The organism is Moraxella sp. CTOTU48841 (assembly GCF_032061225.1).
Classification (GTDB): Bacteria; Pseudomonadota; Gammaproteobacteria; order Pseudomonadales; family Moraxellaceae; genus Faucicola; species Faucicola cinerea.
In genome coordinates this window covers 1-24,401 of record NZ_DAMBFQ010000013.1, presented here as the reverse complement: position 1 = coordinate 24,401, position 24,401 = coordinate 1, and the positions used below count along the sequence as shown (strand labels likewise).

Annotated in this window: 20 protein-coding genes and 2 tRNA genes; 9 read left to right on the top strand and 13 right to left on the bottom strand. The window is 44.3% G+C overall.

Going from position 1 to position 24,401, the window contains the following annotated elements; genetic code table 11:
- The first annotated feature begins 82 nt into the window (after positions 1-82).
- The 3 genes from RT034_RS10050 to nirD all read left to right on the top strand — a co-directional run bounded on the left by RT034_RS10050 (position 83) and on the right by nirD (position 5,155).
- On the top strand, positions 83-2,014 hold the full coding sequence (locus tag RT034_RS10050) for a bifunctional protein-serine/threonine kinase/phosphatase (protein WP_313016345.1): 1,932 nt from the start codon (positions 83-85) through the stop codon (positions 2,012-2,014).
- A 188-nt stretch (positions 2,015-2,202) separates the two neighbouring features.
- Positions 2,203-4,767: a nitrite reductase large subunit NirB gene (gene nirB / locus RT034_RS10045; protein ID WP_313016343.1), complete on the top strand. Its 2,565-nt coding sequence runs from the start codon at positions 2,203-2,205 to the stop codon at positions 4,765-4,767.
- A gap of 67 nt (positions 4,768-4,834) precedes the next feature.
- Complete coding sequence (gene nirD / locus RT034_RS10040) at positions 4,835-5,155, top strand: nitrite reductase small subunit NirD (protein ID WP_265104040.1); 321 nt, start codon at positions 4,835-4,837, stop codon at positions 5,153-5,155.
- 220 nt (positions 5,156-5,375) lie between these two features.
- Here the strand turns inward: nirD and cobA are convergent, their stop codons facing one another.
- The 7 genes from cobA to RT034_RS10005 form a co-directional block, all read right to left on the bottom strand.
- Entirely contained in the window at positions 5,376-6,236 is an 861-nt protein-coding gene (cobA, locus tag RT034_RS10035) for a uroporphyrinogen-III C-methyltransferase (protein WP_313016342.1), read from the bottom strand.
- Between the two features lie 146 nt (positions 6,237-6,382).
- Positions 6,383-6,994 carry a molybdenum cofactor guanylyltransferase gene (mobA, locus tag RT034_RS10030; protein WP_312114861.1) on the bottom strand — a complete coding sequence of 204 codons (612 nt, stop codon included), beginning with the start codon at positions 6,992-6,994 and terminating at the stop codon, positions 6,383-6,385.
- Positions 6,984-7,517: a molybdenum cofactor biosynthesis protein B gene (moaB, locus tag RT034_RS10025; protein ID WP_135888405.1), complete on the bottom strand. Its 534-nt coding sequence runs from the start codon at positions 7,515-7,517 to the stop codon at positions 6,984-6,986. The genes mobA and moaB overlap by 11 nt, the downstream gene beginning before the upstream one ends.
- A 198-nt stretch (positions 7,518-7,715) precedes the next feature.
- Entirely contained in the window at positions 7,716-9,344 is a 1,629-nt protein-coding gene (locus RT034_RS10020; protein ID WP_313016340.1) for a BCCT family transporter, read from the bottom strand.
- Positions 9,345-10,141: 797 nt separating this feature from the next.
- Positions 10,142-10,218: transfer RNA gene (locus RT034_RS10015), tRNA-Asp, on the bottom strand.
- 36 nt (positions 10,219-10,254) lie between these two features.
- Positions 10,255-10,330 (bottom strand) — tRNA-Val (locus RT034_RS10010).
- Between the two features lie 263 nt (positions 10,331-10,593).
- The gene (locus RT034_RS10005; RefSeq protein WP_313016338.1) at positions 10,594-11,085 is read right to left on the bottom strand and encodes a glutathione peroxidase; all 492 of its coding nucleotides are present in this window, start codon (positions 11,083-11,085) and stop codon (positions 10,594-10,596) included.
- Positions 11,086-11,271: 186 nt separating this feature from the next.
- On the opposite strand from RT034_RS10005, the gene RT034_RS10000 reads away from it, so the two are divergent.
- Positions 11,272-12,939, top strand: coding sequence for an aminotransferase class I/II-fold pyridoxal phosphate-dependent enzyme (locus RT034_RS10000; protein ID WP_313016336.1), 1,668 nt, complete (start codon positions 11,272-11,274; stop codon positions 12,937-12,939).
- Between the two features lie 90 nt (positions 12,940-13,029).
- Here RT034_RS10000 and RT034_RS09995 read toward each other — a convergent pair whose 3' ends face one another.
- Positions 13,030-14,424 carry a sodium-dependent transporter gene (locus tag RT034_RS09995; protein ID WP_095356904.1) on the bottom strand — a complete coding sequence of 465 codons (1,395 nt, stop codon included), beginning with the start codon at positions 14,422-14,424 and terminating at the stop codon, positions 13,030-13,032.
- A 436-nt stretch (positions 14,425-14,860) separates the two neighbouring features.
- Here RT034_RS09995 and RT034_RS09990 point away from each other — a divergent pair, with 436 nt between their 5' ends.
- On the top strand, positions 14,861-15,334 hold the full coding sequence (locus tag RT034_RS09990) for an arsenate reductase ArsC (protein WP_313016333.1): 474 nt from the start codon (positions 14,861-14,863) through the stop codon (positions 15,332-15,334).
- Between the two features lie 115 nt (positions 15,335-15,449).
- Here the strand turns inward: RT034_RS09990 and RT034_RS09985 are convergent, their stop codons facing one another.
- The 3 genes from RT034_RS09985 to RT034_RS09975 all read right to left on the bottom strand — a co-directional run bounded on the left by RT034_RS09985 (position 15,450) and on the right by RT034_RS09975 (position 18,828).
- Complete coding sequence (locus tag RT034_RS09985) at positions 15,450-16,799, bottom strand: aminopeptidase P N-terminal domain-containing protein (protein WP_313016330.1); 1,350 nt, start codon at positions 16,797-16,799, stop codon at positions 15,450-15,452.
- A gap of 16 nt (positions 16,800-16,815) precedes the next feature.
- Positions 16,816-18,009 (bottom strand): acetylornithine deacetylase, encoded by a 1,194-nt coding sequence (gene argE, locus RT034_RS09980; protein ID WP_313016329.1) that lies wholly within the window; start codon positions 18,007-18,009, stop codon positions 16,816-16,818.
- 78 nt (positions 18,010-18,087) lie between these two features.
- On the bottom strand, positions 18,088-18,828 hold the full coding sequence (locus RT034_RS09975; protein ID WP_313016327.1) for a UPF0149 family protein: 741 nt from the start codon (positions 18,826-18,828) through the stop codon (positions 18,088-18,090).
- A gap of 236 nt (positions 18,829-19,064) precedes the next feature.
- Between RT034_RS09975 and RT034_RS09970 the strand changes: the two genes are divergently transcribed.
- A complete protein-coding gene (locus RT034_RS09970) occupies positions 19,065-19,469 on the top strand; it encodes a hypothetical protein (RefSeq protein ID WP_313016325.1) in 405 nt (134 codons plus the stop codon).
- A 63-nt stretch (positions 19,470-19,532) separates the two neighbouring features.
- Positions 19,533-19,826: a cell division protein ZapA gene (locus RT034_RS09965; RefSeq protein ID WP_099833526.1), complete on the top strand. Its 294-nt coding sequence runs from the start codon at positions 19,533-19,535 to the stop codon at positions 19,824-19,826.
- A 26-nt stretch (positions 19,827-19,852) separates the two neighbouring features.
- On the opposite strand, the gene RT034_RS09960 is transcribed toward RT034_RS09965, so the two are convergent.
- A complete protein-coding gene (locus RT034_RS09960; RefSeq protein WP_313016322.1) occupies positions 19,853-20,107 on the bottom strand; it encodes a hypothetical protein in 255 nt (84 codons plus the stop codon).
- A gap of 559 nt (positions 20,108-20,666) precedes the next feature.
- Between RT034_RS09960 and RT034_RS09955 the strand changes: the two genes are divergently transcribed.
- Positions 20,667-22,313, top strand: a complete 1,647-nt coding sequence (locus RT034_RS09955; RefSeq protein WP_175405743.1) for an NAD+ synthase — start codon at positions 20,667-20,669, stop codon at positions 22,311-22,313.
- Positions 22,314-22,425: 112 nt separating this feature from the next.
- Here the strand turns inward: RT034_RS09955 and RT034_RS09950 are convergent, their stop codons facing one another.
- Positions 22,426-22,896 (bottom strand): winged helix-turn-helix transcriptional regulator, encoded by a 471-nt coding sequence (locus RT034_RS09950; protein WP_060996073.1) that lies wholly within the window; start codon positions 22,894-22,896, stop codon positions 22,426-22,428.
- A gap of 150 nt (positions 22,897-23,046) precedes the next feature.
- On the opposite strand from RT034_RS09950, the gene RT034_RS09945 reads away from it, so the two are divergent.
- Positions 23,047-24,300 carry a D-amino acid dehydrogenase gene (locus RT034_RS09945; protein ID WP_313016319.1) on the top strand — a complete coding sequence of 418 codons (1,254 nt, stop codon included), beginning with the start codon at positions 23,047-23,049 and terminating at the stop codon, positions 24,298-24,300.
- The last annotated feature ends 101 nt before the right edge of the window (positions 24,301-24,401 follow it).

The window sequence follows — 24,401 nt, the reverse complement described above, 5'->3', positions numbered from 1 at the left end:
TAGTTAGTAAGGCAAAAAAGGGTGTATGCCCTTTTTTCATTTTTGCACAATGCGTAGCAACCGTGCTAGTAAGGAAAAACCCATGTCAAAAGCCATTCAGCAAAATCCCCCCAGTTTGCAATCCTTACCGCAACTGCTGACCCGTGCTGCTAGTCATGCAGGGCGCAAAGCGGAAAACCAAGACACCTTGACAATAAAAACGCTGGTACCAACAGGGGATAGCAGCGCCACTCAGCTTGCGTGGCAAGTCACCGCTTTAGCTGACGGGGTCAGCAGCTGCGGACAGCCAAAGCTCGCCAGTCAATGGGTGATTGAAACGCTGATTGACCAATTAACCATGTATCAAGCTGACATGGTAACAACCCCTATTACTAGCCCTGTTACTAGCGATTCATTGAATAACAATAGTGCCGAAATGCTGGCACAAATGCTCACCAAAAGCGTGCATATTATCAATGATTTTTTGTATTTTAGTGATCAACATGACAGCTTTGATTCAGCCTCGCAGCGGTATTTGCCAAAATTACTCTCAACCTTATCTGGGCTGCTGTTTACCGAGCCTTTATTATCCGAGCACTCGGCAGTGTTATTCCACACGGGCGACAGCCGTATCTATCGGCTACGACACAACAAACTGCGCGTACTCACCCAAGACCACAGACACAAACGAGGGCGAGACAAAGGCGCCTTAGCCGCTGCACTTGGCGCAGATGCCCATGTGGAATTACAACTCGCCCAAATTGATGTGTTGCCCGAAGATGTGTTTTTGATAATGACCGATGGCGTATATGAATTTATCAGTGATGATGAGTTATTGTTACTGACCCAATCGGCATTGGGCAAATTGTTGGCGCTGGATAATTCCACCACCCTAGACTTAGAAAATTTGCCAGAAACCTTGTGCCAAGTGGCATTGGAAAATGGCAGTAATGACAATGTCAGTTGCGTGATGATAGCCGTCTTGCCAAAAGTTGCGAGAATTTTGGCGAATGCAGATTTTGACAAAACTGACCTTGCCGAAGATACAGACAGTCGTCATGCCGTTACCCGTTTACGCATTCCGCCTGTGCTGACTGTCGGCGACAAGCTTGATCATTTTACCATTGACAAAGTGGTGCAAAACACGCCACGCAGTAGCGTGTATTTGGCTACCGATAGCACCGCTGACACAGGCGATAATCAGCGTATTATCAAAGTGCCATCTGCCTACTATGAAGACGATAGCGGATTTTTACGGCTGTTTTTAAAAGAAGAAAAAATAGGGTTAAGCCTCAATCACCCAAGCTTACTAAAATTTTACCCCAAACCGATGAATAGCCAGTATCTGTACCATGTCACCGAATTTTTGCAAGGCATGAGCTTGCGTGAATTTATCGACACCCAGCCGCCGTTATCGGTTGCCCAAACTTTTGCTATTGTCAATCAAATCGGTATGGCGCTGCGAGCCATGCACCGTAATTATCTGCTCCATCAAGATATCAAGCCCGAAAATATCATGCTGCTGCCATCGGGTCATATCAAGCTCATTGACTTTGGTTCGGTTGGCTCGTTGCTCTTAAGAACTGGTCACACACCGCCTGTGGGCGATTTGCATTATATTGCCCCCGAATATTTCAGCGATGCACCAAAAGGGGTGTATTCCGATATTTTCTCGCTAGGTGTGGTGACTTATGAGATGCTGACAGGGCTACAGCCGTTTGATGTCGATACCTTGACCACGGCGATGACCGCACAAACCACCCAAAAACTGGCGTTCAAAAACGTGCGACAAGTGCGCACGGATTTACCATTTTGGGTCAATGACGTGCTGATTCGTGCTCTACAAGCAGATAGCAACCGCCGCTATCAGAGCATTGGCGATTTTCTCACCGACCTTGACCCCAAAAGCCATGCCGATGATAAAGCCAAGCAGCCGCTGATTGACAAACACCCTGTGCTATTTTGGCAATTGATAAGCGGGATATTAACGGCGCTGTTGCTCCTCACTTGGTTACTGGTTGCGTTAAATCACTAACAATGTGATTTATTTTTCTTAATAGACAATTAACCTATATTTTTTAACCCATTGAAATTTATAGTTAATTTAAATATTGGCATAAAGTTTGCTTATATAACAGTATAGAAAAACTTGGGATAATACACGCCAAAAGCCAGTCATTATCCTAGTCAAAAAGCCAATGTTTCGTCAGAAGGGATAAATACATGAAAAATCTTATCGTCGTCGGTAATGGGATGGTCGGGCACCACTTTATCGAAAAAGCGATTGAAAAACGCCTACACCAAACCTACCAAATCCATGTGTTTAGTGCTGAAAGTCGCCCTGCGTATGATCGGGTGTATTTGTCCAGTTACTTTGAACACAAAGACGCCAGTCAATTAAACTTGGTCGATTTAGCGCACTATGAGCAAGCAGGCATTACTTTGCATTTGGGTGAAGGCGTCGCAAGTTTTGATGCACAAACCAAAACCCTTATCACCAGCAAGGGCAACACCTTAGAATTTGAAAAATTGGTGTTAGCAACAGGCTCGTATCCGTTCGTACCCCCAGTACAGGGCAATGACCATGCCCACTGCCATGTGTATCGCACCATTGATGACTTAGACGCCATCATCGCCACCGCCGCCAATTCTCGAGTACAGCGGGGCGTGGTTGTGGGTGGGGGTCTGCTCGGACTTGAAGCCGCAAAAGCCTTGGTCACTTTGGGGTTAACCACGTATGTGGTCGAGTTTGCCCCACAATTGATGGGCGTTCAGCTTGACGCTGCAGGTGGTGAGCTGCTGAAAAAGAAAATCGAAGACTTGGGCGTCACCGTTTTGACAGGCAAAAACACCCAACAAATCATCGACAACCATGACGATGACGCCAGTTTTTTAACCATGCAGTTTGCTGACGGCACTTTGCTCGATACCGACTTGATTTTGTTTAGCGCAGGGATTCGCCCTCAAGACAGTCTTGCTCGCAGCTCTGGACTCAAGCTGGGTGAGCGTGGCGGTATCGTTATCAACGACACTTGCCAAACCAGCGTGCCAGACGTGTATGCCATTGGTGAATGTGCGTTATGGGACAACAAAATTTATGGGCTGGTCGCCCCAGGCTACACCATGGCAAGCGTGTGCGCCTCTCAACTGTCAGGCGAGCATGACAGCCTATTTGACGGTGCCGATATGAGTACCAAACTCAAACTGATGGGCGTGGATGTCGGCAGTATCGGTGATGCTCATGGTAAAATCAAAGACAGCCAAAGCTATGTCTATCAAAACCCCAAAACAGGCGTGTATAAAAAGTTAGTCACCTCGGACGATGGCAAACGCTTGCTGGGTGCGGTACTGGTCGGTGATACGGAAGATTATAGCAATCTGCTGCAGTTGTTTTTAAACGGTATTGATTTGCCACTACAACCTGAAAGTTTGATTTTACCGAATGTCGAAAAGCCTGTTATGGGCGTAGAGAATCTGCCCGATACCGCTACCCTATGCTCATGTTATAACGTCAGCAAAGGTCAAATCTGCGCAGCCGTGGACAATGGGGCCATGACTTATGAAGACATCAAGATCTGCACTAAGGCCAGTACAGGCTGTGGCGGTTGTGCCCAAATCGTCAAAGATACCTTAGTATCTGAACTCAAAAAACGTGGTATTGAAGTCAAAAATCACATCTGCGGGCATTTCGCTTACTCTCGCCAAGAGTTGTATCACTTAGTGCGTGTCGGCAATATCCACACCTTTGAAGAGATGATTGAAAGACACGGACACGGCGATGGCTGTGAAATCTGTAAGCCTACCATTAGCTCGATTTTGGCGTCTTGCTGGAATGACTATATCTTAGATAAACCACTGGTTGCGCTACAAGACACCAATGACGCTTTCTTGGGCAATATCCAAAAAGATGGTACTTACTCAGTCGTGCCGCGTATTGCGGGCGGTGAAATTACCGCCGAAAAACTCATTGTCTTAGGTGAGGTAGCACGCGATTTTGGACTTTACACCAAAATCACTGGTGGGCAACGTGTGGATTTATTTGGTGCACGTAGTGACCAATTGCCCGATATTTGGGAACGCTTGATTAATGCAGGTTTTGAAACAGGGCATGCCTATGGTAAGTCTTTGCGTACCGTCAAATCTTGCGTCGGTAGCACATGGTGTCGCTATGGCGTGGATGATAGCGTTGGCTTGGCCATCGAACTGGAAAACCGCTATAAAGGCTTACGTGCCCCGCATAAAATCAAATTCGGTGTATCAGGCTGTACCCGAGAGTGCGCCGAAGCCCAAGGCAAAGACGTTGGTATTATTGCCACTGAAAATGGCTGGAATCTATATGTCTGTGGCAATGGCGGTATGCGGCCTCGTCACGCTGAGCTGTTTGCCAGTGACTTGGACACAGCCACGCTGGTTAAATATATAGACCGTTTCTTAATGTTCTACATAAAAACAGGCGACCGCTTACAACGCACATCGGTATGGCGTGAAAAAATGGAAGGTGGTCTTGAGTACATTCAACAGGTGGTCATCAATGATAGCCTGGGTATTGCCGAAGAACTCGAAGCCCAAATGCAAGCGGATATTGACGCGTACCAATGCGAATGGAAAACCACCCTTTCTGACCCAGAACGTTTAAAACGCTTTAAGCACTTTATTAACAGTGACAAAGTCGATGACAACGTGGTGTTTGTTGAAGAGCGTCACCAAATCCGCCCTGCAACGGCTGAGGAAAAGCAAGGATTAGCTTACAACACCACTCCAGCCCAAGCGGACATCGAGCTTGCTTAATGGTCAACCATAGCAAAATGGCGCTAATTTAGCATGCCATTTTCAATCAAAACAATGGAAAATTACGATGAACGAAATCTGTAAAATTGACGATATCATCCCCGAAACAGGCGTGTGTGCGTTGGTAAACGGTGAGCAAGTGGCTATCTTTCGTACCCAAAATGATGACGTTTTTGCCATGCACAACTTTGACCCTTTTAGCCAAGCCAATGTTATCTCTCGTGGACTACTCGGTAGCTGTGAAATTGACGGGCAAAAGGTACGATATGTCGCATCACCCATGTACAAACAACGCTTTGACTTGGCAACAGGTAAATGCATTGATGATGAGCAAGTGGCATTAAAATCCTACCCTGTGAGCGTGACCAATGGCGTGGTAATGATTTAGTCTTTATTAACTGTAAGGACAGATTGAATTTGCCCAAACCCCGCACAACATTCTCACAAACATAAAAAAGGCATCAAAACCGCATGCCTTTTTTATGTTTTAGGTGTTGACAAAAATAGAGGGTAAGCATTCAGCTCCCCTCTGTCATCATAGTTTTCACTCTGACTAATTACTGATTAACCGATTAATTATGGCTACAATCTGTACAGTCTTATCATCCCTACAATGCGGCATACGTTAAAGTAGGCGCATTTAATTGATGATACAGCGATACCACATCGCCCATAATCATCACCGCAGGCGATGGCAGTTTAGCGTCATTTTGCAATGCTTGAATAGTGCCTAGCGTACCCACCAAAACTTGCTCGTTAGGACGACTAACATTGGCAATAATCGCAAATGGTGTATCGGCTGATTTACCCGCTTGCAACAGACCTTGGGTTAAATTTGGCAAAGTATTTAATCCCATATAAAATACCACCGTTTGATTATCAGTAAGTAGTTCAGCGAATTGCTCGTTAGGCGTATCAGTCTTTAAAAACCCAGTAACAAACTTCACCGACTGGGCATGGTCACGATGAGTGAGCGGAATATTGACGCTATTGGCGACTGCTAGCGCGGTGGTAATGCCTGCAATCGACTCACAGGCTACACCAGCGCTAATCACGGTTTGCATTTCTTCACCGCCCCGTCCAAAGATAAATGGGTCGCCCGACTTTAAGCGTACAATAGTTTTGCCTTGTTGCGCTAGGGTGACCAATAAGCCATTGATGTCTTGCTGGGACATGCTGTGCTTGTGGCATTTTTTACCGACATAGATTTTTTCTGCCGTTGTGTTAAGTGCCAAAATCTCATCACTCACCAGATTGTCATAACAAATCACATCCGCTTGCAAGATGGTTTTATAAGCTTTGATGGTCAAGAGTTCAGGGTCGCCTGTACCTGCACCAACAAGATACACTTTGCCCTGATTTTGTACAGCTTTTGCATGTCTGGGGGTTATAGGAAGGTCAAAACGATTTTCTTTCACGCTGTCATGGGGAAAAAGTTCAACACTCACAGGGCTACTGATTGAAGGCATAGCAGTTTTCCAACATAATCAAACAAGGTAATTTAAAAATGCAATTACCATGCCTAAATTTTAACTCATACCCTTAATCCTACCCTTAATTGATGAAATTATTTTATATCCTGTTAATGTGAATAATTTCCCAAAATTTGACCTATTTATCCTATTTCATTGAGTGAGTTCAACGCCAAATCAAATTCATTTTTGGTATTAAAATTTGCTAAAGCTATCCATTCATTTGGCAATGCAGCGGTTTGTATTTTTTTATCCGCCAAAAACTTCATCACTGCGCGCTGACCCTTATCCAAATAATCGTATAATTTTATTAATAAATCTGTACGATACAAACCCAACAATGGATAATCCTTTTCAGCTTTTAAATAAATCACCGCTTCATTATCGGTTACCGCATAACGCAATTTATCAAAAACTTGATGGGCATGAACCAAACTATCACAGCTTATCACCAGTAAATAATGGTAAGGAGACATGACTTGATTCATGGCACTTGCCATGGCTGATAACGCCCCTGCCCCTTTGCCATTTTGTTGATTTGGCAGATAATCATCAATGATTTTGACGGTTGTATCATGACATAAGCGCTTACCATTATCCGCCACCATGACAGGGACATTTAAGCGTTTGGCATGACGAATATGAAAATCAAGCAAAGTCTCGCCATTTGGCAAGCTTAATAGCGCCTTGGGTGAACCCATCCGAGATGATTCACCCCCCGCCAAAATCACCACCCCTGCCAATTTAATGGTCATGTTTTGGATTTTCACGCATCAGATGCGGCACAAAGTTACACGGACGGGTACGGTTGTCGAGCTGTTCTTTGATGATGCCTTCCCAGCCCGTGCGACAGGCACCCGAGGAGCCAGGTAAACAAAAAATCACCGTATTATTCGCCATGCCTGCTAGGGCACGAGATTGCAAGGTTGACATGCCGATCTCATCACGAGATAACGCGCGGAACATCTCACCAAAACCTTGTACTTCTTTATCAAACAGCGGGCTTAGGGCTTCAGGGATTTGGTCACGGATATAAAAACCTGTCCCGCCTGTGGTAATGATAGCGTGAATCGCAGGGTCGGCAATCCATTGACTCACGATCGCACGGATTTGATAAATATCATCGGTGCGTATGGCTCGCTCCGCTAGGGTATGCCCTGATTCAACGAGGCTATCGGCTAGGTATTTACCAGAGGTATCTTCTTCTAAACTGCGGGTGTCTGATACAGTTAAGATTGCGATATTAAGCGCAATAAAAGGTTTTTCAGCTTTGCTCATTGGGGTTTCCTCATTATTTGATGGGCATACAATTTTATGGGCATATCAAATATTGCCATACATTAGGCGTTTGTTATAGCGTTTTTGTTTGTAACGCATGTTTAGGCTGTGAATTAAGCCCATTGGTTGACTGCCTAGACAGACATCAGCTTTGCGACGCTTGCACCCGTCCATTTATGTTAATCAACAAAAACAATATTAGTCATCTTTAGCCACGACAGGCGGACCTAACAATAAATGCTCATCAATAAATTCATTCGCTGAATTATGCTCAGCAGACTCTGCGGTGATATACCATTGTTGATTACGGTACAAGGTCAATCTATCGCGTGTTAGCCCTCGCCATAGACAATACATCATCACAAACACCACGATGGCAAACGGAAAGCCTGCAATAATAGCGACCGCTTGCAACGCAGATAACCCCCCTGCCACCAATAATACCGCAGCAATCACCCCTTGGCTCAATGCCCAAAATAACCGCTGAATTTTTGGCGGATTGGTATCGCCGCCTGCCGTGAGCATATCAATCACAAGGCTTGCCGAGTCTGACGAAGTGACAAACCACAACATAATCATCACCACAATCACCAGCGTCAAAGGCTTGGTTAAAGGATAATATTCAATCAGTTTAAAAATCGCACTACCATAATCGGCTTTGACTGCTTCTATCAACCCATAATTGCCCAGCAATTCCATATGTACCGCGCTGCCGCCAAAGGTGGTAAACCAAAAGAACAACAACAGCATGGGGATAAATAACACCCCAAAAATAAACTCTCTGATAGTACGACCCCGAGAAATACGCGCCACAAAAATTCCCACAAATGGCGACCAACTCACCCACCATGCCCAATAAAAAATCGTCCAATTTGCCTGCCAATCCGTATTGCTATACGCCTCACTCCAAAATCCTAGTGGAATAAGTTGACTGGCATAATTGCCGATATTTTCAATAAAACTATCGATGATAAACTGGGTCGGACCGAAAAATAACATAAAACCAAGCAGCAACACAGTCAGCACAATATTGATATCGCTTAAGCGTTTAATCCCTTTATCCAGCCCCATCATCACTGATAACGTCGCCATCGCGGTAATAATCGCAATCAAACAAAGCTGTACCGGGATATTATTGGGAATACCAAACACATTGCTAAAGCCTGCGTTGATTTGCATCGCACCCAGCCCCAAGGATGTCACCACCCCAAACATCGTGCCAAACACCGCAAGGGTATCGACCACATGCCCCCATTTGCCATAGATTTTTTGACCAATCAATGGGTACAGTACCGAGCGAATCGACAACGGCAAGCCACGACGATAATGAAAATACGCCAATGACAACGCCACGACACAATACAACGCCCACGCATGAATTCCCCAATGCAAAAACGAAATACTCATCGCTTGTTTAGCCGCTTCTACGGTTTCGGCTTGCCCCATCGGAGGCGACATAAAATGATACAAGGGCTCTGCCGTCCCCCAATACAACAGACCAATCCCAATCCCGGCACTAAACAGCATCCCAAACCATGACAGTAAGCTATACTCAGGATGCTCTGTTTGATGCCCAAGCCGAATATCGCCATAACGACTCAAGGCAATATATAGGCTAAACACCACCGCGACATTCATCAAAATGATAAAAAGCCAACGAAAACGGTGGGTAATAAAAGATTGCAGTTGGTTAAAAACCTCACCTGCCAACTCACCAAATAATGAACCAAAAATAATAAATCCGACAATCAGCAATGCGGAGGCAATAAAAACAGGACGATTAACCCGAGGAAAAGGGCCAAATTTTTCGACTTTCACAAAACTCATAAAGATATCTTTTCATTAGATTAACTGGAAAGCAACCTTAACAAATTATTTACAATATTTCAAATTACAGCAAGATTTCACAGGGCTTATATACCACAAAAACAGAACTAAGTTTTTGATTATAAAGGGTATATATCTTAACATACTGTAACATTTTAGTAGAGGAGAGAAGATGGTATTAGTTAATTCTATTTAACAATCTAGTATAATTATAAAGTTTATGATTTAACATTCATTACCTATATATCTGCTTTAATTTGACTAAATGACGCCTGATCTATGCTACGACCCCGTTGGATAATCGGATGATTTCAATGATGGGCTTAAGGAAAACGCATTGGCAATTTGGTAGTGAGGCGATGGGGATCTTGCGGTATAGCTCATGCGATAAAATGCGAGACTTTGTTGTTCGATTGCATGAATTTTGGTTGCCTGACAGCTTGTAATGAAATCCGCCTTTTAATTTTTACTGTACTTTTTGTATTTTAACAATTGGTTTTAATAATTGGCGGATGACTCTACAGACCATAAGCCAAAATTTTTGGTCACAAAATGGTCACGTTTTGGTCACAAGCGTTTGCTCACGTTAGTTTTACTTAAATATTAAAAATAGATATCTTTTCAAATTAACAAGTAAAACCAATTTTCCTAATTACATCAAGAGAGAAATACATAAAACAATAAATTTTTTAGAATCAATAATTTATCATATGTTTAAAGCCAAAAAAAACCTCAAATCAGGGGAGATTTGAGGCATAAAACTTTAAAAATATCGTTTTTAGTTCCACTAAAATAAGTGGCGCAGCGGACGGGACTCGAACCCGCGACCCCCGGCGTGACAGGCCGGTATTCTAACCAACTGAACTACCACTGCACGGTAGCTGATGACGATGACCCAAACTTGTCAAATTGGTGGGTCGTGACGGATTCGAACCGCCGACATTCTGCGTGTAAGGCAGACGCTCTACCAACTGAGCTAACGACCCATCGTCTGTGGTGGGTATTATAGAGAATTTATTTTTGCTGTCAATGATTTTTTTTGGCAAATATTAAAATTTTTAAAAAATTTTGCTGAGCATGTCATGTGGTTGTCACATAAAAACCTTATCATACCTACATGGCCAGCAAGGTCATAGCTAACAATAAGAATAATAAGATAACAATAATAACAATGTCTCTATCGCTTGTCACCCAAAGGATTTAATCCCCCCAATTAAATCCTTTTTATTTTTTTCTCTCCCGCCTTTTCTCACGGTTGCGCCAGTAGTGCTTTGATATCCGCTTCAAGGTCTTGAGGGGCTTTGGTCGGTGCAAAACGATCTACGACTCTGCCGTGTGGGTCAACTAAAAACTTGGTAAAGTTCCATTTGATGGCGTCGCCCAACATACCCTTGCCTTGTGGCTGTGATTTTAAAAACTGATAAACAGGATGGGTGTCTTTACCATTAACGTCAACTTTCGCCATCATCGGAAAGGTCACGCCATAATTGATTTGGCAAAACTCACTAATTTGCGCTTCACTGCCAGGATCTTGCTGACCAAATTGGTTGCAGGGAAAACCCAACACCACCAATCCTTGGTCTTTGTAAGCTTGGTATAGCTTTTCTAACCCCTCAAACTGTGGGGTAAAGCCGCATTTGCTCGCGGTATTCACAATCAATACGACTTTACCTCTAAGGGTGTTAAAATCAAATAGCTGACCTCGAATATCGGTCGCGGACAACTGGTAAAAATCTTCCATAGTAAATCTCCTTGTCGTTAGTTAAAAAGTTGTTAATTAAAAAATTGTAAGTTTTTCTTGCATTATTATTCTGACAAGCGTAGTTTATCTATTGGCAGTTATTCAGCCTCACTTGCGCTTAAAAATGTCAGTATTTCTGACAAAAATTGATATGTTTTATTAATACTCAAACGGAATTCCCCCGCTATGCTCACTGACGCTAAACTATCGGCCGGACAACGCTTGACGCAGCTGCGTAAAAGCAAAGGTTTGACCACTGCTGAACTTGCCGATTTAATGACCCAAGCTGGTGCTAAAGTTAGCCGTGCCGCGATTTCTAATTGGGAGCGCGGCTCCAATGGCATCGTGTCCAATAAACTGCCTGTGCTTGCCAGTCTGTTAGGCTGCAGCGAAAGCTATTTGCTATCAGGTACTAGGGTGGAAAGTCATAACGTCAACACCCAAGCGTTAGCAGCGCATACGGTCAATGATACTACTGTAGCACAAGCATTAAGCGATGCCAATCAAGCGAACCCGTGGCAGGGTCAAACGGCTCAATCTACCGCTCCGGCTGCTACCAATTTTCAACCCAACCATTCCAAACCTAATCCCAATCCCAAACCTAGTAGTGATGTATCTACCATGAAAACTTTGAACAAATCCAATAAACTGCAAAACGTGTGCTATGACATTCGCGGTCCTTTGCTACAAACTGCCAACCGCATGGAGACACAAGGTCATAAAATCATCAAACTCAATGTCGGCAACCCTGCCCCATTTGGGTTTGAAGCGCCGCAAGAGATTTTATCAGATGTGGCGATGAATTTGCCCAATGCGATTGGCTATTCAGACTCTCAAGGGATTTTTGCCGCGCGCAAAGCGATTTTGCAGTATTACCAAGCCAAAGGATTGTTAGAAGCGGTAGACGTTGCCGATGTGTATCTGGGCAATGGTGTCTCTGAACTGATTGTGATGACCATGCAAGCGTTACTGGACGATGGCGATGAAGTACTGATTCCTATGCCTGACTACCCGCTTTGGACAGCGGCGACGAATTTGGCAGGGGGTAAAGCGGTTCATTATCTGTGTAATGAAGCTGACAACTGGCAGCCAGATATTGCCGATATCGAAAGCAAGATCAATGAACGCACCAAAGGCATTGTGGTCATCAACCCAAACAACCCAACAGGCGCGCTTTACTCTACCGAAAATTTAAAAAAAATCGTGGCACTGGCAGAAAAACACGGGCTTGTGCTGATGGCGGATGAGATTTATGACCGCGTACTGTATGATGATGCCGTGCATGTACCGATGTGCACCCTTGCCAAAAATTGCTTGGTTATCTCCTATAATGGCTTGTCAAAGTCGCACCGTATCGCAGGTTTTCGCTCAGGCTGGATGATGTTATCGGGTAAAAAACACCATGCGGCTGACTTTATTGAAGGGTTAACCATGCTATCATCGATGCGGCTGTGTGCCAACGTCCCCTCACAATACGCGATTCAAACGGCGATGGGTGGTTATCAAAGTATGCAAGCCTTGACCGCACCAACCGGTCGCCTGTATCAGCAGCGCAACATCGCTATCGAGCGCCTAAATGCCATTAAAGGTATCTCATGTACCATGCCACAAGGGGCATTTTATTGTTTCCCAAAAATTGACCGTGACATTTATCCAATCGAAGATGATATGCAGTTTATGATGGAATTATTACTGCAAGAAAAAGTCTTGATGGTACAAGGTACGGGTTTCAACTGGCATGCGCCTGACCATTTTCGCGTGGTATTTTTGCCCAATGCATCAGATTTGCATGAAGCGATGGATCGACTTGAGCGCTTTTTTGCCACAAAACGCCAAGAATATGGCACTGATTAATGTTTCATTGAAAGAAAAAACCCCGATAAATTCGGGGTTTTTATTGTGAGCAATTAATTACATAAAGCTATTGAGATAAAGCCCTTGGGATTAACCCAGTAACTCCGTTAAAAATACAGCGATGATACCAATCGGTGCGACAAATTTTACCACAATTTGCCAAATAGTCCATTTCATGCCATCTAGCCCCAATTCACGTTTTACCGATTCTTGGTTGATAAACCAGCCGATGAGGATAATGGTACCCAAACCAATCAAAGGTAGCATGATTTTACTGGAGGTATAATCTAGCGCGTCAAAGATACCTTGTGGGATGTCTTTACCGTTTTTGTGGATAGTAAATACCGCAAAATCAGACAATTTATTAAATGACAATAACGCCAGTACACCCACTGCCCACGTTGCCACTGCCCCGACTATCGTGCAGATTTTACGGCTCATTGGGGTTTTTTCTTCCAAGAACTCGACAATGGGCTCAAGAATTGAAATCGACGACGTCAATGCCGCAAAGGTCAATAACAAGAAGAATAAAGTACCCACCACTACACCTAGGCTCATTTGACCAAAGGCGATTGGCAAGGTCACAAATACCAAACCGGGACCTGCCGCTGGATCAAGATGATTGCTAAATAAAATTGGGAAAATCGCAAGACCTGCCGCCAATGAGAAGATAATATCCCAAATAATCACCGTGCGCGCGGTTGCCAATAAATCCACATCTTGTTTTAGGTATGAACCATAACTCACCATGATCGCCATGCCCAGTGACAAACAGAAGAACGCATGTCCTAGCGCCGCCATCAGCACTTTGCCCACGCCAACTTCCTGCATACGCTGCAAGTCAAACTTAAACAAAAACTCTGCGCCTTTGGCAAAATCCATATTAATCGCATTATATCCCACGATAAATAATAGGATAAAAGCTAACGCAGGCATCATGATTTTTGATGCTTTCTCAATACCGGCTGATACACCGCCTGCAACAATTAGCGCCGTCAAGCCCATAAACGCCGTGTGCCACAACGTCATTTCGGTTGGATTTGCCAACATCGTCTCAAAAATTTTGCCAGTGGCGTCGGCATTGAGACCACCAAATGCATTGATACCCGCTTTTAAGGTGTAATTAAGCGACCAGCCGCCAATCACACTATAAAATGACAAAATCATAAAAGCGGCTAAAATACCAAAGTAGCCAAGCAGACTCCAAGCAGGTGACGTGTTATTGGCTACCGCCGCTTTGCGAAAACTTGCCGCTGGGTTACTTTGTCCACGGCGACCAATCAGCCATTCAGTGACCAACACTGGAAAACCAATAAGCGCGATACTGATAATAAACACGATAACAAATGCCGAGCCACCGCTATCGCCTGTCATGTAAGGAAACTTCCAAATACTGCCAAGACCGACCGCAGAACCCACGGCAGCCATTAAAAACCCAATCTTTGAGCTCCACTGGGAATGAGACGACTTGTGATTAGTGCTCATAATCCCTCCCTAATCGAATGTAAATAAATGAAAAAATTGCAACGAGAATCTTGCAGTATGTAGATTTTTCATGAATCAATAGTTAATGTCAAACTTTCTTTTCACAAAACCCAACCAAAAGTTATACAAGCAAGTCATTATTTTTTTTCATTTATATAAAATATAATAAAATCAGATATTTATAATAGTTATTTTTAAAATTCACTAAACGCAAATTATTTTTATACTAAATATTACTTTTTGGAATAAATTATTTTTTCACCTATTTGATTGCGAATTGCTGGCAAAACCAAGCGGTTAATGTCAACGGTTTTAACTTGCACAAGTGTAAGGATTTTGATAGCAATTTTTTGCCATTAACGGTAAAATTTTATTATCAAAAACTGCACGTCCCAACGTGTTGACCGTTCGCAGATTGATGACAAGGAAATTATTGATGACGCAGCCTTATAACGTGTTGTTCTTGTGCAAGCACAATGCTAGCCGTAGCCTAATGGCAGAAGCCATTTTAAATAAAATTGGCAGTGACCGTTTTGTAGCCTATAGCGCAGGCGTTGAGCCATCCGCTAGCGCGCATCCATTCACGCTTGAGGTATTAAAACAAGAAGGTTATGACGTCACAGGCTTAGCGCCCAAATCCGTCAAGCAGTTTTTACAAGACAACGCGCCAAAGATTGATTTGGTGATTGGGCTGTGCAATTCTTTACAGCAACATGCGGACATTGATGGCAAATTCCCACTGACCGCACATTGGCATATCAATGATACCGACAGTGTATCAGCCGATAGTGATGTGGAAAAAGCTGCCTTTAGCCAAGTATTGCGCCAACTCTCTCAGCGCATTCATTTATTGACAAACTTACCCGAAGATAAAATCGAACATTTGGCACATCCACCAGCCGATACCTAAAATGCCGATAAACGATTGCCCGTAAAAAAGCCCAACTGTCTTGGGCTTTTTTTGTTTGTCTCATCTAGGTTTGTATCATACAAAGGTCAGCTGTCCATATAGGTATGGATGATATCTATGAATGCACTTTTTGCTGCATTAGCGCTTCAATTGCTGCCGTTGTTTTTGGCACATCACGGGTAAGAACCAGCGGCTCACCCTCGGTAATGACCACATCATCCTCAATCCGAATGCCTATACCCCGATATTTCTTGGGTACCAATGCATTGTCATGCGCAAAATACAAGCCTGGCTCAACGGTAATCACCATGCCTTTTTCAAGCTTTCTGGGTTTACCGTCGTCGCCAGTGTAGCGCCCTGCATCGTGGACATCTAAGCCAAGCCAATGCCCTGTGCCATGCATATAAAACGGCAAGTAGGCTTTATCAGTAATCAACTCATCGACATCGCCTGTCAAAATCCCCAACTCAATCAAGCCTTGGGTCAGTACTTTAAGCGCAGTTTCATGATGGATTTTGCCATGCTCGCCTGCTTTTAGGCTGTTGATGGCGGCGATATTGGCATTTAGCACAATATCATACACTTGTTTTTGCACGTCACTGAACTTGCCACTCACAGGAAAAGTACGGCTGATGTCACCGGCATAATGTTGGTATTCGGCGCCCGCATCTATCATCACCAAATCGCCATCGTGCAGCGGTTGGTCGTTTTCGACATAATGCAAAATATTGGCATTGTCCCCGCCAGCCACGATACTATTATAAGAGGGTACGCAGCCATATTGGGCAAAAGCATAATTAACTTCAGCTTCCAGTCTGCTTTCATTCCCTTGATTTTTCTGCATCAAAGGTGCCACGCTTTGCATGGCGCGAATATGCCCGTAAGCACTGATTTGGGCGGCGACTTTCATGCGTGCAATTTCACACTCATCTTTTATCAGCCGCATTTCATTGATAAGGCCATCAATATTGGTGACGGTATCGACCACACCTTCGCCACGCTGCAGTTGCTTGGCTTGATTAAGCCAGCCAATCAGCTCATTATTAAAGCGGGCAAACACGTGTTTTTTACCAAAAATCAGATTTGGCATCACCTCATCAATTCTGCCAATGGCAATCGCTTTATCCGCGCCAAAATCTGCAGTCGCACCTTCAAGCCCTACGCGTTTGCCATCCCAAATCTCACGTAGTTTGTCTTTTTCACGTAAAAATAACGTGTAGTTGACGGTATGGTCAGTTTTTTCCAAAACCATAACGGATTCTGGCTCGGCAAAGCCAGTCAGGTAAAAAAAACTGCTGTCGGCGCGGTATTTGTACTCAGCATCGTTGTTGCGGATATGCGCGGGAGCCGTTTGCAAAATCGCAATGCTATTGTTTGGCAAGGCTTCAGCAAGTTTGACACGGCGTTTGGCAAATTCGCTTTGGGGAAGCTTTGGCAACAACTGTATGGTTAATTGATTTGACATGATATTTCCAAAAAATTTAATGGCTGTCACAGCATTGTTGAAGAATTTGCTGTAAGAAGCTTTCGCATTTTGCTAATTGGTTTAGACTGACAAACTCATTGGCTTTATGGGCATTGCCAATATCGCCAGGTCCGCAAATCACCGTCGGAATACCTGCATTGGTAAACTGCCCGCCTTCGGTGGCATACGCCACTTTGTGACGCTGCCGTTCATCCACCAAATTTTCAATGAGCTGTTGCAAGGCTTGGCTATCTTTATCGGTCATCGCAGGGACATTTTCGTTGCGAGTTAGCTCAATGCCCGTGTCGCTGTCAATCGCGTGCATCTTAGGCTCAAGGGTTTTGATAAAGGCGCGAATCGGCTCAATCACTTGGCTTTCATTCATGTGCGGCAAATTGCGATAATCAAAGGTGAATTCGCACAGGTTGGGCACGATATTGGTTGCCGTGCCGCCGGTAATAGTGCCCACTGACAAGGTCGAAAATGGTACGTCAAACGCCATGTCTTGGTCGTTACGTTGTTGCAATTGTTCGGCAAGTTTATCAATAAAATTGATAATTTTACTAGCATAGCTGATGGCATTGACGCCTTGCGGGGTCAGCGATGAATGTACTGATTTGCCATGCACGCGGCAGCGATACACTTGGATGCCTTTATGCGCGGTGACCATTTTCATCATGGTCGGCTCACCGACGATACAGTAGTCTGGCTTAATCCCTTGCGCTTTTAAATCTGCAAGCAGTAATGGCGCACCCAAACAACCCACTTCTTCGTCATACGACAGTGCTAGATGAATCGGTTTGCCGAGCATCCTATCGCGGCTTGCTTGCACCACAGTGGGCAACAGGCTTAAGGCGCAAGCAATAAAGCCTTTCATATCACAAGCCCCACGCCCGTATAGCTTATCTTCCACAATAGTCGCCACAAACGGATCGGTATCCCATGCCTGCCCATCAACGGGCACCACATCGGTATGCCCCGAAAACACAAACCCCCCTGTCGTTACAGTATCACCCTTACCCATCGCAGGTACAGTCACAAAGAGGTTGGCTTTGGTATTATCAGCATTAAAGGTCAAACGTGGCGACAACCCCAACTGCTCACAATAGCCTGCCACATACTCAATCAATTGCAAATTGGAGTAGCGACTGACAGTGTTAAAACCAATCAGCTTTGTTAACCAGTCTACGGCGTTGGATGGATAGCCCATAGTCGTTCCATTTTTCTCAAATTTTAAACCACTAAAACACCCTATCAGGGCAAATTTAGTCGAAATAGGGTATTAACATCAATTCGGCTTTTTACCGGTCATGGCATCAATGACCATATGGGTAACAAAATCATCATTGGTATCTTTTTCTGCTTCCCAATCAAGTTCATCATCCCGTAGCTGCTCAATAAAATCCAAATGCTCCTCATCAATCTCTTGGGCTTTACCCACAGGGCGATTCATGGCAAATCCTGCGATAAGCGGCAATTTGGCGACTGATTTACGCACTCGCCCTTGTGACACACTCACAGGAATCATGCGCACAAACTCAAGTAGCTCCATATATTCAACTTCGCCTTCAGCATTGTCTGTCCCTTGCAGTGCCTCATCATACGCATCAACCCGCAGCGCGCCGATTTTTGCCAAGTCATTAAATAGGTTATTTTCTTCCGGACGCAGCGCACTATCGGTGACGCCAAAGCCTGTCAAAAAGCCATTTGCCCAGTTTTTAAGTGCCATCAAACGCTCATACAGTGGATGGTCATCATCAGGCAACAACGGCATAAACTGATAGCTATCGGCATCGTCGGTTAATACAGCCACCATATCCTCGCCCTCTTCGGTCACTATCTCTAACGCTTTTGGCTCAAGCTCGGTAAAGCTCAGCTCAGTCAGTAGCAGTTGCCACTCTTGCTCGGTTGGCGCATCACACACACTTAGCACCCCTGAAATTAGCCCATGTAACTCACTAATTGTGACGTCATGCCAATCCTCAAATGCTTGTGTCCAATCCTGCCAACCCGAAATATAATCATCCATCGCTTTACCCTTTTTTCACAAAAAATTATATCAACATTGAGATAATACTAGCCTTAATGCGGTCAACTATGGCATTATTAAAGTGGTAAAATAATATAAGTATCACTCAAATTTTAAGCCTTCACGCTATATTTATACCAAAAAAACCTTTTGCTATTCATGTCAATGAGCGTCCATCACGTCGCTCTTGATGATTTACTTGATTATTCACTCGATTACTGACTAGACATCATATCATGAGCACCCTAATTGACCAACTGACCCAGCTACAAACCGCATTGACTAAGCTTCGCGATAAATATCAATTCGCCAGTAGCGAGTTAACCCGTATTAAAGCACAGCCAACCATTACCGCAGACCAATTGCAAGCGGTACAAGCTGAGCTCAATGCCAGCAAAGAACTGCAGCAAAATTTGGAACAACAACTTGCTAGACAAGCCGAAGAGTATCAAGCACTCGAGCAGCGCTATCAGTCACTTGCCGAATCTCACAACATGCTAAGTACCGAATACGAACAAACCCAAAACCAATTACAGATTTTTACCGCACAAAATCAAAAACTGATTGAAAAAAATCGCGTTGCAGCAGAGCATACCAAGCTTGTGTTAGAGCGCTTGGCAAAAATTGACAGCGAAAACTAACCCGTCCTTATTTAAGCCAGCCTTAGTGATGTTTAAAACATTTGAATACGTTAGGAAAATCTTATGGCATCTGCCCAAAGCATTAAAAAAGTTGATATCCTGATCAATGGTCGTAGCTATACCATCAACTGCCCAGAATCGGAAGAGCCTGCGTTGCAGCGTGCGGCAAGCTATATTAACCAGTTTATGCAAGACGTACGCCGCCAAGCGCCTCAGCTACCCCAAGAAGAATTATTGGTACTGTGCGCGTTGACGTTGTTTGAAAAATCAGAAAACTTACAACGCTATCAAGAAAACGAAAGCCAAGCGCAAGACCTGGTGGGTAAAATGTTAGAAGACGTTGCGCGTTTTGCCTAACGTATTTAGTGTAAAATAAAATTCGACTAATTTTGAGCGCGCTGGTAGTGCTTGCCAGCATGAAAATCCGCTTGGTGTTCTTGATTACAAAAAAACTTATCCCCTTCTATAATCCCTCGCCACTCTGCTAACGTATGATGGCAAAAATCACACGATCGCAGCTCGGTACTCTCGCCTGGCTGCGGCTGTAAATAGCCTTGTGGTGGTCGCGGATACATCCATTTCATCCCAACCCAGCTAAGCCCCATAATCACCAAAACCACAAAAATTGCGGTAAACATCGCTTCACCTCATTGCCTAATGAACGAATCATCGTTGCTAATTAAGCGTTATGACTGCCTGTTAATTAGCATTGTAAGGTTTGATTATACTGCAAAAAATCGCGCATTGATGGGTTATTCGTGCTATGTTTAGGCTAATTTTACCAGTTGTAGCATTTTTCGGTTGTAGCATCTAAAGATTGCAATTGTAAACATATCATAAAGCGATATAATGTAGAATAATTTTATCTTGTAATGCCATCGCCGTTGCCACCAATAATTATAATAGCGGCATCATGCTTGCCTACCGTTCTAGACGGCTATGACTAAAGGGACGACCCCATAACAAATTTTTACTGAAGGATTTTTCATGTCACACCTCGATTTAACCCCAGATGATAGCGTACCAACGCAGCTGCCGAGTGAGTCAATGACCGCCGAAGCTACTACGCCAAACCAAACAGCAAACCCACAGCCAGTTTCTCAAAAACCTGCTCAGCCAACTTCTCAATCAGTTTCTCAGTCAACCTCTCAGCCATCAAACCAATCGACTAGCCAACCAATTAGCCAAGCAGATTCTATGGTGGGGCTAAAAATTGCGGTGGCACAGCAGCAATTTATTGTAGGTGATGTCATCAACAATGCCAAAAAAATGGTAGAGCTGGCTAAAGACGCCCGTGATAAGGGGGCTAATATCATTGTCTTTCCTGAGTTATCACTGCTGGGTTATCCGCCTGAAGATTTGTTACTACGTCCAAGTCTTGCCTCACGTGTGAAACTTGCTTTTGAATTGCTCTACACAGTCAAAGACATCGTGATGCTAGTGGGTTATCCGCACATTGACCCCAATGGCACGTTTAACTCAGTGGCTATCATTCACAATGGTCAGCAAAAAGGTTTTTATCATAAACAATGCTTGCCAAACTATGGGGTGTTTGATGAACGCCGCTATTTTAATACCGGTCACAACCAAGTGTTGTTTGACTATCAAGGGCTGACCATTGGACTACTTATCTGTGAAGACTTATGGCAAGACGCTCCCATTCGCGCACTCAAAGAAAAAGGTGCGGAAATCATCATCAGCCTCAATGCCTCACCCTTTGAGCAAAACAAGCAAGAACAACGTAAGGCTTTATTAAAAAGCCGTGCCACTGAGCACAATATCCCGATTGTGTATGCCAATAGCGTGGGCGGTCAAGATGACTTGGTGTTTGATGGCGGCTCGATGGTCGTCAACGCTCAAGGTAAAATCGTGCAAGAAGCGCCAAGATTTTTGCAGCATACCCTGTATGTGGTTGCTCGTCACGATGCCCAAAGCGGTCAAGTGATATTATCAGAACAGCGCAAATCACCGCTTGCGCTCAGCCAAATCGCTGAAACTTATCAAGCGCTGGTTGTCGGCTTGCGTGATTATGTCAATCATTCTGGCTTTAAAGGCGTATTGGTTGGATTGTCAGGCGGTATAGACTCCGCACTCACGCTATGTATCGCCGTTGATGCGCTCGGTGCAGATAAAGTTTATGCGGTCATGATGCCCTATGAGTACACCTCGCAAATCAGCCTGCAAGATGCGCAGGCGCAGGCACACCGACTCAACGTGTCTTATACCGTGTGCCCGATTCATGCCGCTGTTGAAGGCATGCGTCATACGCTAGAGCCGATGTTTAGCAACACCACCGCCGACACCACGGAAGAAAATATCCAAGCCCGTGCGCGTGGCATGATTTTGATGGCGTTGTCCAACAAATTTGGTCATCTAGTCATCACCACTGGCAACAAATCAGAGATGGCCGTGGGCTATGCGACATTGTATGGGGATATGGCAGGCGGATTTGATGTCTTAAAAGATGTGTATAAAACCCAAGTATATGCCCTCGCCAACTATCGCAACCGACTAGAAGAAACGCCGGTGATTCCTGAGCGTGTGATTACGCGTCCGCCTTCTGCCGAGCTTCGACCTGACCAAAAAGACCAAGACAGTCTGCCTGATTATGATACCCTCGATAAAATGCTGGAGCTGTATATCGATCGCGACTTTGGGTATGATGCGATAGTAGAAGCCGGTTATGATAAAGACGTGGTGAAAAAAGTACTCAGCATGGTAGACCGCAATGAATACAAACGTCGTCAAGCGGCGATTGGCACCAAGATTACTCACCGCGCCTTTGGGCGTGAGCGTCGCTATCCACTCGTCAACCACTGGTCGCTAGAGTTTCCAAAACTCTAATTTCCAAAATTCTAAGGCGGGTCAGCATAAAAAGACTGCGATTTGGCAGTCTTTTTTTTATCTGTCGCAAATTATGTATTGCAAAGCAGATATCGTAAAGCTTGCATGACAGTTATGTCATTGTCACATCCAAATGCAAGCTTTCTTTAATCTCTTCCATCACAATCAAACTGTGGGTTTCTACCGCCGCTGGCAATTGTTTTAAGATATTGCCCAGTAACTTGCGGTAAGAACTCATCTCTTTTAGCCGCGCTTTGACCAAAAAATCAAACTCACCCGAAATCAAATGACATTCCAGTATCTCTGGAATTTCTGACAGTTTTTTGCTCACTTGCTCAAAGACATCGCCCGACTTGGTAGATAGCTTTATCTCTAAAAATACCAACAAGCTTTTATTGACCAAATTGGGATTTAACCGCGCATGATAACCTGTGATAATACCTTCACGCTCCAAGCGCTTAACTCGGTCTGAGCAAGGCGTGGTTGATAGGTTAACTCTGGCGGCCAATTCGCTGATAGAAATTCGGGCTTGCTGTTGCAAGATTTCAAGGATTAAACGGTCGGTACGGTCTAAAGTACGCATAGCAAAATGAAAACCCTGTTTTTTGATGATTGATATGATAAAACCGATAATATCAGCAAAATTTTAGCATAAAAACAGCAAAATTCACTGCAAAACTTTGCTTATACTAGCAAAATTAACTGATAATTAGGCAGATATTTGGGGGTAGGTATGCGCGTATTGGTACTGGGTAGTGGCGTGATTGGGGTGACAAGTGCCTATTATTTAGCCAAGCAAGGGGTAGAAGTCACGGTGATTGACCGCCAAGCGGGTGCCGCACAAGAAACAAGTTTTGGCAATGCTGGGCAAATCTCCCCGGGCTACTCTACCCCTTGGGCAGCCCCTGGTATTCCATTGAAGGCGGTTAAATGGTTATTTCAACAACACGCCCCTTTAGCCATCAAATTAGATGGTAGTCTGTGGCAGTTACAATGGATGCTACAAATGCTCAAAAACTGCAATACCAAGCGCTATGCCATCAACAAAGAGCGTATGGTACGAGTGGCAGAATACAGCCGCGACTGTCTGCAGCAGCTGCGTCAAGACACCGGCATTCACTACGAAAACCGCTCACAAGGCACCTTACAAGTTTTTCGTAAACCCGCCCAATTAGATGCTGTACAGCAAGATATTAAGGTGTTGCAGGATTCAGGCGTGCCTTTTAAGCTGATTGACAACAGCAAGGCATTGGCTGATATTGAGCCCGCGTTGGCAAATGCCACTGATAAGCTGGTTGGCGGATTGCATTTACCGCATGATGAAACAGGCGATTGCTTTTTGTTTTGCCAAGCATTAGAGCAACAAGCCAAAGCGCTGGGGGTAAAATTTTTATACAATCAAACCATCAAAAAACTGGTAGTCGACGCTGGAGCAATTAAAGGGGTGATGGTAAATGGTGAGTTATTAACGGCAGACCAGTATGTATTGGCGTTGGGCAGTTATTCGCGGGCGCTTTTGCAACCGCTACAGCTTAATCTGCCTGTATACCCTGTCAAAGGCTATTCACTGACTGTGCCGATTATCAATGCTGATTTAGCGCCCCAATCAACGGTGCTGGATGAAACCTATAAAATCGCCATTACTCGCTTTGACAACCGTATTCGCGTGGGCGGTATGGCAGAATTAAGTGGTTTTGATATAACGCTAAACCCCCAGCGCCGTGCTACACTCGAAATGGTCACGCAGGACTTATTCGCAGGTGGTGATTTGCCAAACGCAAGTTTTTGGACAGGGCTACGTCCGATGACCCCCGATAGCACCCCCATCATTGGCGCGACTCGGTATCGCAATTTATTTTTGAACACAGGACATGGCACATTGGGTTGGACAATGGCGTGTGGCTCTGGCAAATTAATCAGCGATTTGGTGCTCGGCAAAACGCCTGACATTCGCATTGACGGCTTATCATTACAGCGTTATGCCTAGTATCTATTTTCTATCAGAAATACCTGTAAATAGTATTTATAAAGACTAGGTTCTGTTGAACATTCAAAGCTTCAGCCAATGATAAGCAAAGGCTAGAGCGA